The sequence below is a fragment of the Enterococcus sp. LJL98 genome (assembly GCF_054871745.1).
The window spans coordinates 682,937-693,163 of record NZ_JBTXLU010000001.1 but is presented as its reverse complement, the minus strand read 5'-3'; the positions used below and the strand labels follow the sequence as shown (position 1 = coordinate 693,163).

Below are 10,227 nucleotides of genomic sequence, written 5' to 3'. Positions count from 1 at the left end.
TTTTTATTCGCATCTGATATCATTTCATGGTTAATACGAGACATTGAACCTCTCATGACTAAAGTCACGAGTATTCTCGGCTAACGGATAAAATTAAAAAATCATTTTTTAGAAAGGCCCCCCTTATGACCCAAGACCTAACCATTCCACTGCCTCTTGGAAAGCTAAATATTCGAGTGGCCGCGTGGATTCAGCATGAAGAGCAATTGCTCGTTTCAACTTTCCCAGATGGATCGATAAGTTTACCTGGTGGGCGAATGAAATTTGGTGAAACAAGTATGGAAGCACTCCAAAGAGAGATGCAAGAGGAAATCGGTGAGCGATTAAAAAACCCGAGATTCTTTGCGGTGATTGAAAACTTTTTCAAACTGGATCAATCCTTTCATGAACTTCTCTTTGTCTTTCAAGGAGACGTCCTTATTCGAGAAGCTTACCAAGGGCAAGATTTCGCGAATCAAACCATTCATTGGCTGCCTGTTACTGAAATAAGTCAGTTAAAACCTCTTGTTTTGCAAGAATTAGTCGAAAAGAGCAATCAAACGACAATCATTCATTTGATTAATCAAGAATAATTGTCGTTTTACAGTTGACAATGAGAAACTTCTCATGTAAAGTACAGATAACTTAAATATTCATCCGATGCAAAGAAGAGTAATTTTTTCAAGTTTTATTAGAGACGTTCTGGTTGGTGAAAAGAACGATACGAGAAAAGATGAAGATGGTCTTGAAGGATAAATCGTCGATAGGTAGACGATTTCGAAAGGTTCAATCGTTATCTTGAACACCTATCTATGAAAATATGTAGGGTTGAGAGAAGTGTAAACTTCTAAAAAAAGGTGGTACCGCGATCATTCGTCCTTTTACTAGTCATTTTGGCTAGTAGAGGGGCTTTTTTGTTTTCTCGGCATGAGTATTAAGAAAAACATGAAGAAAAAGGGGTTTTTAAACATGAAAAAATGGCATAAAGTAATGAAACTTAGTTTATTAGGAGCAGCACTAGTCGGATTGGCTGCTTGTGGAAATGAGAAAAAAGGAGCAGGAGAAGCAAGCGGTTCTTCAGAAGCACCATTCGAAACGATTAAAGTTGCAGCAACATCGACACCACACGCTGAAATCTTGGAGCAAGTTAAAGAGGATTTAAAAGAACAAGGGTATGATTTGGCGATTACAGTGTTAGACGATTATCCTTTATTTAACCCAACGTTAGATGCGGGCGATGTCGATGCAAACTTCTTTCAACACACGCCTTATTTAGAAAGTTACAAAGAAGAGTCAGGCTCAACGATTACGGCAGTTTCGAAAATTCACTTTGAGCCCTTAGGTATTTACCCTGGAAAATCAACGGACTTAGCCGATGTAAAAGAAAAGGCCCAAGTTTCAATTCCAAACGATGCAACGAATGGCGGGCGGGCTTTGTTGTTACTTGAAGCAAATGGTTTAATTGAATTGAAAGACGGCGTTGGCGTGACTGCGACGGTCAATGACATTACAAAAAATCCTCACAATCTTGAAATTGTTGAGTTAGAAGCAGCACAAGTCCCACGTTCTGCTCAAGACGTTGATTTTGCGGTAATTAATGCAAATTACGCGTTAGAAGGTGGCTTCGATGTTGAAAAAGATTCTTTAGCGTCCGAAGCAATCGATTCTGAAGCCGCAGAAATTTATGGGAATGTGGTGGTCGTTCGTGAACAAGATGCTACCGCACCAAAAATTAAAGCCTTGGTTGACGCGTTAAGAACAGATAAAGTTCGTGATTTCATCAATGAGAATTATCAAGGTGCTGTGGTACCCTTATTTTAATGGCCAGCCTAAAAAGGGTGAACAATAAAAAGGTAGGAAGTTCTCCTACTTAAATGACAAATAAAAAAAGGTTATAGAAGCCTAGACAGCGCCCCTAAAAAGTAAGATTGAAAATCGAACTTTCTAGGGGCGCTTCAGTACTTAGACTTCTATCGCCTTTTTTTGAATTAAGCAAAGCGTCGTACGAGAGTTAAGTCGGTTGAATGTATGTTTCAATCGGTTTTTGATAATGCGCCACGTCCCAAAGATCTTGATTGAGCTTTTGGGCAAGTAAGTAGCCAATAAGTGGGCCAACGGTGAGGCCTGAAGAACCAAGACCACTTGCGACAAGGAGTGTGGGGTCATTGGGAACAGCACCAAAAAAGGGCGCAAAATCAGAGGTATAAGCTCTGGTTCCGACACGATAACGATAGGGAAACTGCAACCATTGTTCGGGATTGGTCAAAAAGGTTTGACTATGTTGCCACAGTTGCTCGAAGGCAGCTTTGGTCGGTGTTAAGTCCCACATGCCTTCATTTTCGTGGGTAGCACCAATTAAGATTTTTCCGTTTTCAAAGGGAATCAGATCGGCCTCCCCGTCAAGCATCGCGACCGGCCAATGCGTGCTAGCATGGAGATCGGTTTGAAACTCTAGCAATTGCCCTTTTTGCGGGCGAATATCGACTTGGTAATCGAGTGGTTCGAGTAATGGTTTCAAGGCAGGACCGGCTGTGATGACGATTTGATCAAAGTGCTTGTTTTGAGAGGTTGTGGTTACTTGCCAGGCATTTTGTTTTTTCGTCAGTGAGGCACGTGCTGTTATCGTTTGAACACCGCGTGCAGTCGCTCTTTTTTTTAAGTGTTGCAAGTAGGCTTGACCGTCGAGTCGACCGCCACCGCTAATTCTTAAGGCAGGGACTGCTTTTAGTAAGGGGAGTGCTTGGTGCGTCTCCTCTTTCGTTAAAAGTGTCAAATCACCCATTTCAGGTGCATCGCTCTTTCTTGTTTCCGCAAGAGCGTATAAAGCGTCTAACTCCTGTTCCTTTCGAAGGATGAGACTGCCTGACGGTCGATAGATGGTTGTATCTAGTTGGAAATCAGAAACGAGCTTGGGTAAAAAAGCGGCACCGTCTTTTGCAAGTTCATACCATTTTTTATTCCGGCGCTTTGAAACCCAAGGGGAGATGATCCCCGCACTCGCTTTGGTGGCTTGCCCAACTTCATCATCAAAAAGAGTAACTTGAAATTGTGTGTTGTCGAGATAATTGGCAAGGGTCAGACCGATAATGCCACCTCCAATAATGGCGATTTTTTTCATATAGCGCCCTCCATTAATTTTTGTGCTTTTTTGGTATTGGCAAAATGTAGTTTGGCATGTTGCGCCAATAAGGCCATGCCTCCTTCGCGTAAGAGTTTAGCAGCAACTTGGTCTGATTTCGCTCCTGCACCTGAAGGCAAGAGATGGCCAACTTTTTTTGAAGCACTTTGTAAACTTTCTAAAAATTGCGCCCGACATAAGATAGAGGCGGCTGCGACGGCCAAATGATACTGTTCCCCTTGTGTAACAAAGTAAAGCTTATCGGTTACTGGTGTTTTTTCACCTTTTAAATATTTCCGATAGTTCCCCTCCGGCGTGAATTGATCAATTAGAATACCTTCGGGTTTTTCAGGTGCAATTTGCTTCAATAGCAATTGGATGGCTTGATTGTGCAAGGCAACTTTCATATGAACGGCATTGTATTTCGGTTGAATTTCGTTATACTTGGTTGGCGTGACCTCAAGCAAGCGATAAGGTACGATTTCTTTTATTTTGGGTGCTAAAGCGCGAATATCGTGATCGGTTAGCATTTTTGAATCTTTTACTCCAAGTTTTTTTAATTGTGGCAAGTTTGCAGCGGATGCATAAACTGCGCAGACGATGAGCGGACCAAAATAACTGCCATTTCCTACTTCATCACTGCCAACCCAACTTTGTGACGCGAGATCTTTTGGTAAGGCACTTGTCGGTTTGGCTTTTCTCTCATCTGATGTCCGATCCAGGTTTTGCCAACGACTCGCTTCTGCTTCTGCTTGGGAACCTTGGAACAGGACCTTGCCCGAAGTATAGGCCGTAATCGTCGTGCCGTTTTTTTTGGCAATAAATTGGGTATATGGAACGTTTTTGTTTAAGCGTTCCTTTTCATAAAAACTTTGCATGTTTGCAAGTTGATTTTTTGGTAATTGGATAACAACGTGACTCATAGACATCCTCTTTCTCTGTTTTTTTCTAGTTTACCATACAAAAATGAAGAATAATCAAAGAAAAGGGGAAAGCACGTAGCAAAAAAGCAAAATTTCTTTTATAATGTCTAGGAGTAGTTTTGAGGAAGTTGGTAACAAGTAGGCAAAGTTTGTAAAAAATCAATCCATGACATCAGTAGTCGGTTCGTCTTATAAATAGAAGTGATCGACAAAATAAAAAGAAGAAATTGAGAAACGTCAATGTCGGTTACAACATTGACGTTCTCGTAAATATGAGAGGAACAAGGAGGGAACCCGTTTCGCCAAAACATGTAATATCTATAAAGACGAACAAAAAATTTGATAGATGCAGCGCAAGCGCAGCAATCAATCCCCATCTGACCGCATGTCTCGTCAGATTTGAAAGATTTATAGATTTTTGGCGACGGAATAGCTTCAATGGCAAAAGAAAAAACAAGATATAAAGCAGTCATTGCAAATCAATCCTATACGATTATTGGGCAAGAAACGAACCAGCATATGAATCGAGTCACCAAATTGGTCAATGATCAATTGCAAGAAATTCGTCAAATGGCTCCCCAAACAAGTCAAGAAGAAGCCGCCATTTTATTAGCAATCAATGCCATTTCGGATCAATTGAAGAAACAAGAAGAGTTGTTACAATTGCGAGAAAAGATGGTGGAACTAAGAGAACAAGCTATCAAATCGTTAGAACTTGAGAATCGCTTAAAACGAATTGAGGCAATCGAAGTTGAAGCAAAAGAAGTGTTAGAACGGACAGGACGTGGTGAGGTCGAGATTCGTAATCACGTAGAGGCACAGCAAATTTTAAATGAAGAACGTAAAAGAACCATTCAAAATAAAAGCGCAAAACGTTAGCAGAAAAGAGGAGTTGAGCAATGATTGGCCTAATCATCTTATTGATTTTATTAGTGGCATTTTACAGCGGAAGTCGTAGGGGAGTGGCCTTACAATTAGTGTATTCTGGCGGATTTTTATTGTCTTTTTTAATTGCCCAAAGCCTGTTTGTTTCGTGGGGCGAAAAAATCGCTTTATTGTTACCTTATTTATCCGTTTCACCAGACACAAAAATGGTTTTCTTCACGCAAGAACAGTCGTTTGATTTAGATAAACCTTACTATGCCGCGGTTGCTTTTATCGGCTTTTTAATTCTAGGCTATTTAGTAACCAAACTAGTGGGCATCTTTGCAAGTGGCCTGCGTTATGTGCATCTGATACCTTCCGTTGATTGGTTGGTTGCGGGTGTGCTCAATCTAATGATTGCCTATGTTTGGATTTTTTTATTTTTCCAATTGTTAACGCTCATTCCGATTGAGGGGATTCAAGGATTATTTAAAGCCGGAAGCTTGCCGCGTTGGATTGTGGAAAAAAGTCCTATTTTATCAAATTATTTTCATCAGATGTGGATTGTTGACTTATTAAAGTAGTCGAATCAAGAGTAGCTCGCTTGCTTTAACTGACGACTACTCTTTTTAATTTTAGAAAGAGAGAGAGATGAGAGACTTGAATTCACGTATTTTAAAAACACTTGAGTATGAACAAGTCAAACAAATGCTTGTGCCGTATTTAGCAACGGCCCAAGGACAAGAAGAACTCGCAGCACTCGTACCAGTGAGTGATGAGACGATAATACGTGCCGGTTTGGAAGAAACAGCGGATGCTTTAAAAGTGCAACGTTTACGTGGTGGCATTCCCATTCCTAAAATTGAAAATATCCGACCGCATATGAAACGAATTGAAATTGGCGCTGATTTAAATGGTCTTGAGCTCGCTCAAGTCACTCGCGTATTGACCACGACTCGTGAGGTTAGCCGTTTTATTGAAGAGTTAGCGGATAGTGAAATTACGTTTACACGTTTATATGATTGGGCCAAGCAACTAACGCACTTACCTGTCTTAACTCGTCGCTTAAAAACAGCGATTGATGAAGAGGGGCGAGTGACAGACGAGGCGTCCGATACGTTGCGCCAAATTCGAAATCAAGTGCGTCGTAGTGAACAAAGCATCAGAGAAGCACTTGATGGTTTGATTCGCGGTAAGAATGCGCGCTATTTAAGTGACGCAATTGTGACGATGCGAAATGAACGCTATGTAATCCCTGTTAAGGCAGAGTATCGTAGTGTTTTTGGGGGCGTGGTCCACGATCAAAGCGCTTCGGGACAAACCCTCTTTGTCGAGCCCAAACAAATTGTGGAATTAAACAATCGTTTACGGCAGCATCAAATAGCAGAAAAAAATGAAGTGGCACGAATTTTATCGGAACTTTCTGCAGAGTTGGTTCCTTCACGAAAAGAAATTATTCATAACGCTTATGTGATTGGGAAGTTTGACTTTATGAACGGGAAAGCACGTTTTGCAAAAGAAACGAAGAGCCTGGTACCAGAAGTGAACGTTCACAATCAGGTAACCTTTAAGCAGGCGCGACACCCATTGATTCCGGCTGAACGCGTAGTAGCTAATGACATTGTTATAGGGGAAGACTATCAAGCAATTGTCATTACTGGTCCAAATACAGGCGGGAAAACCATTACGTTAAAAACCTTAGGCTTGTTACAACTGATGGGCCAATCAGGCTTACCCATTCCAGTGGCTGAAGAAAGTCAAATGGGCATCTTCGAAGAAATTTTTGCCGATATTGGTGATGAGCAATCGATCGAGCAAAACTTATCGACGTTTTCTTCGCATATGACAAATATTGTTGATATTTTAAGACAGGCGAATGAAAAAAGTTTAGTCTTATTCGATGAACTAGGTGCCGGAACGGACCCACAAGAAGGGGCGGCGCTTGCAATTGCAATTTTGGATGAGATGGGCGCGCGATCAACCTATGTGATGGCAACCACGCATTACCCAGAACTTAAAGTGTATGGGTATAATCGACCAAATACAATCAATGCTTCGATGGAGTTTGACGTGGATACCTTAAGCCCAACCTATCGCTTACTGATTGGCGTACCTGGACGGAGTAACGCATTTGAGATTTCTAGTCGGTTAGGGTTAAGTCCTTTAATCATCCAATCAGCCAAGCAAATCATTGACGGGGAAAGCCAAGATTTGAATGAAATGATTGGTGATTTAGAAAATCGGCGTAAAATGGCGGAAACCGAATACCTGGAACTTCGTCAATCGTTAGAAGAAGCCGAAAAGATTCAAGCGGATTTAGAAGTTGCGCACCGTCATTTTTACGAGGAACGTGAAAAAGAGCTCGCAAAAGGACGCAAAGAAGCGAATGCTTTGATTGAAGCAGCAAAAGAAGAAGCTGAAAAAATTATTGCGGAAATTCGTCAAATGCAACGATTTGGCAGCCAAGTCCCGGTGAAAGAACACGAATTAATCGACGCAAAAAGTAAATTAAGCCAGTTGAGTCATCCGGAAGATCACTTGCAAAAAAATAAAGTGCTGAAAAAAGCAAAAGCAGCGAAAAAACTTAAGATTGGCGATGAAGTCATGGTCACATCATTTGGGCAACGTGGGGAGCTATTGAAGAAAATGGGAGATGATCAATGGCAGGTACAGTTGGGGATCTTGAAAATGCAGGTTGCTGAAGCAGATATTCAACCACTAGCGCCAGCCAAAGCGCCTCGTCAAGTACTTTCAACTGTTCGTTCGAGTCAAGCATCGCACGTTTCGCCACAACTAGATTTACGAGGCAAACGTTTTGAGGAAGCCTTAGCAGAAGTCGATCAATACATTGACAGCGCGCTGTTAGCGAATTATCCGCAAGTGACGATTGTTCATGGGAAAGGCACGGGAGTCTTACGTCAAGGGATCGTTGATTATTTAAAAAATCATCGGAACGTCAAGCAATTTGAATTTGCGCCAGGGAATCAAGGCGGAAATGGTGCGACGATTGTGACTTTTAAGTAACCCTTTAAAAACAAGCATGTGGGTAGGCAAAAAGAGAATTAGGTGCTATACTTTTTACAGTAAATGGAGGTTATAACATGGCAAAAGAAATTACAGATGCGACTTTCGCACAAGAAACAGACCAAGGCTTAGTGTTAATTGATTTTTGGGCAGAATGGTGTGGCCCTTGTCGGATGCAAGGACCAATCTTAGATCAATTAAGTGAAGAATACGATGAAGACATTTTTAAAATTACAAAAATGGATGTCGATGCCAATCCGGCAACACCCGCTTCTTTTGGCGTGATGAGTATCCCAACATTAATTTTGAAAAAAGACGGCGAAGTTGTTGAAAAAGCCATTGGTGTACAAAATAAAGAACAATTAAAAGCAATGATTGCGCCTTATTTATAAGCTGAGCAATCCAAAAAGAGTTTAGTATCCTAAGATGCTAGGCTCTTTTTTTCGTCAGAAGAGACTTCGTGGTATAATAAAATAGAAGAAAATTCAAAGAAGGATGAACGCAATGAATGAACAAATCCAACATAAACTTGCTTTACTCCCCGATCAGCCCGGTTGTTATTTGATGAAAGATAAAAATGGGACGATTATTTATGTCGGGAAGGCTAAAATTCTAAAAAATCGTGTTCGTTCGTATTTTACTGGAAGTCATGATACAAAAACGACGCGTTTAGTAAGTGAAATTGTTGATTTCGAGTACATCGTGACAGAATCAAATGTCGAAGCCTTGTTGCTAGAAATTAACTTAATCAAGCAAAATGATCCCAAATACAATATCATGCTAAAAGATGATAAAACCTACCCTTTTATTAAAATTACGAACGAAACCTATCCTCGTCTAGTAATTACTCGTAAGGTTTTAAAAGATAAAGCTTTATATTTTGGTCCTTATCCGGATGTCGGGGCAGCTAATGAGATTAAGAAATTGCTTGATCGGCTTTTTCCGCTCGTTAAATGCGGGAAAGGGAATACGAAACGTCCTTGCTTGTACTATCATATGGGGCAATGCCTCTGTCCTTATTATTTTCAGGTTGAGCCGGCTGTGTATCAAGAAATCAAAGAGGCAATTAAACAATTTTTTGGTGGCAATTATCAACAAATTGAAGCCGATTTAACCGCTAAAATGCAAAAAGCTGCGGAGGAGATGGCTTTTGAACAGGCGGCAGAATATCGAGACCAAATTCGGGCGATTGAAACGGTGATGGAAAAACAAAAAATGACACAAACCGATTTGATCGACCGTGATGTCTTTGGTTACGCCGTCGATAAAGGCTGGATGTGCGTCCAAGTCTTCTTTGTTCGTCAAGGCAAGCTCATTGAACGAGATGTTTCCATATTCCCTTTTTACAATGAGGGGGCGGAAGATTTTTTAACCTTTATTGGGCAATTTTATCAAAAAGCAGAACATTTTACTCCCAAAGAAGTGTTGATTCCACAAGATATTGATCAATTAAGCGTCGAAGCAGTTGTAAAGACAAAAGTTCTACAGCCGCAACGTGGGGCAAAGAAAAAACTGGTCGCTTTGGCAAGTAAAAATGCCCAAATCGCACTGACGGAAAAATTTGATCTGATTGAAAGAAAAGAAGAACGAACGATTGGAGCCATTGAAAAATTAGGGGAAGCCTTAAATATCCCAACACCCATTCGTATCGAAGCGTTTGATAACTCAAATATTATGGGAACCGATCCAGTTTCGGCAATGGTGGTCTTTATTGATGGGAAACCGGCTCGCAAGGAGTATCGTAAATATAAGATTAAAACCGTCGTTGGACCAGATGACTATGCCTCTATGCAGGAGGTCATTTATCGACGGTATGCCAGGGTGCTTAAAGAAGGACTGCCTTTACCTGATTTAGTCGTGATTGATGGTGGGAAAGGGCAAGTGGAAATTGCGAAAGATGTCCTAGTCAATCAATTAGGAATTGACCTTCCTGTTGCAGGATTAGCCAAAAACGATAAACATAAAACCAGTGAATTATTATTTGGCGAACCATTGGAAGTTGTCGGTCTGAAACGTCAATCACCTGAATTCTTTTTGTTGCAAAGAATTCAAGATGAAGTGCATCGCTTTGCCATTACTTTCCATCGACAATTGCGTAGTAAGACTAGCTTTGCTTCTCGTTTAGATGGTATCGAAGGGTTAGGGCCAAAGCGGAAACAATTATTGTTAAAGAAATTTAAGTCTTTTAAGAAAATTCAGCAGGCAACGGTAGAAGAATTAGTCGCTGCGGGGATTCCGCAAAAAACAGCAGTTCAGGTTTATGAAAAAGTTCATGCCGAAGAAACGGAAAAATCAGCCGAAAGCAGTAGTACAGAATAA

Annotated in this window: 9 protein-coding genes and 1 other annotated feature; of the genes, 7 read left to right on the top strand and 2 right to left on the bottom strand. The window is 40.9% G+C overall.

The window, feature by feature from the left end; all coding sequences use genetic code 11:
• Positions 1–125 precede the first annotated feature (125 nt).
• Positions 126–572 carry an NUDIX hydrolase gene (locus tag ACYSNO_RS03235; protein WP_461729620.1) on the top strand — a complete coding sequence of 149 codons (447 nt, stop codon included), beginning with the start codon at positions 126–128 and terminating at the stop codon, positions 570–572.
• Between the two features lie 58 nt (positions 573–630).
• Positions 631–863: a binding site (T-box leader), on the top strand.
• Between the two features lie 85 nt (positions 864–948).
• Positions 949–1,800, top strand: a complete 852-nt coding sequence (locus tag ACYSNO_RS03230; protein WP_461729619.1) for a MetQ/NlpA family ABC transporter substrate-binding protein — start codon at positions 949–951, stop codon at positions 1,798–1,800.
• A 190-nt stretch (positions 1,801–1,990) separates the two neighbouring features.
• Here ACYSNO_RS03230 and ACYSNO_RS03225 read toward each other — a convergent pair whose 3' ends face one another.
• Both ACYSNO_RS03225 and rnhC read right to left on the bottom strand, forming a co-directional pair.
• Entirely contained in the window at positions 1,991–3,097 is a 1,107-nt protein-coding gene (locus ACYSNO_RS03225; RefSeq protein ID WP_461729618.1) for an NAD(P)/FAD-dependent oxidoreductase, read from the bottom strand.
• Entirely contained in the window at positions 3,094–4,020 is a 927-nt protein-coding gene (gene rnhC / locus ACYSNO_RS03220; RefSeq protein ID WP_461729617.1) for a ribonuclease HIII, read from the bottom strand. Before rnhC ends, ACYSNO_RS03225 begins: the two co-directional genes overlap by 4 nt.
• A 438-nt stretch (positions 4,021–4,458) precedes the next feature.
• On the opposite strand from rnhC, the gene zapA reads away from it, so the two are divergent.
• The 5 genes from zapA to uvrC all read left to right on the top strand — a co-directional run bounded on the left by zapA (position 4,459) and on the right by uvrC (position 10,227).
• Positions 4,459–4,899, top strand: coding sequence for a cell division protein ZapA (gene zapA / locus ACYSNO_RS03215; RefSeq protein ID WP_461729616.1), 441 nt, complete (start codon positions 4,459–4,461; stop codon positions 4,897–4,899).
• Between the two features lie 20 nt (positions 4,900–4,919).
• A complete protein-coding gene (locus ACYSNO_RS03210; RefSeq protein ID WP_461729615.1) occupies positions 4,920–5,468 on the top strand; it encodes a CvpA family protein in 549 nt (182 codons plus the stop codon).
• Between the two features lie 76 nt (positions 5,469–5,544).
• On the top strand, positions 5,545–7,908 hold the full coding sequence (locus ACYSNO_RS03205; RefSeq protein WP_461729614.1) for an endonuclease MutS2: 2,364 nt from the start codon (positions 5,545–5,547) through the stop codon (positions 7,906–7,908).
• Positions 7,909–7,985: 77 nt separating this feature from the next.
• A complete protein-coding gene (gene trxA / locus ACYSNO_RS03200) occupies positions 7,986–8,300 on the top strand; it encodes a thioredoxin (protein WP_461729613.1) in 315 nt (104 codons plus the stop codon).
• 112 nt (positions 8,301–8,412) lie between these two features.
• Positions 8,413–10,227 (top strand): excinuclease ABC subunit UvrC, encoded by a 1,815-nt coding sequence (uvrC, locus tag ACYSNO_RS03195; RefSeq protein ID WP_461729612.1) that lies wholly within the window; start codon positions 8,413–8,415, stop codon positions 10,225–10,227.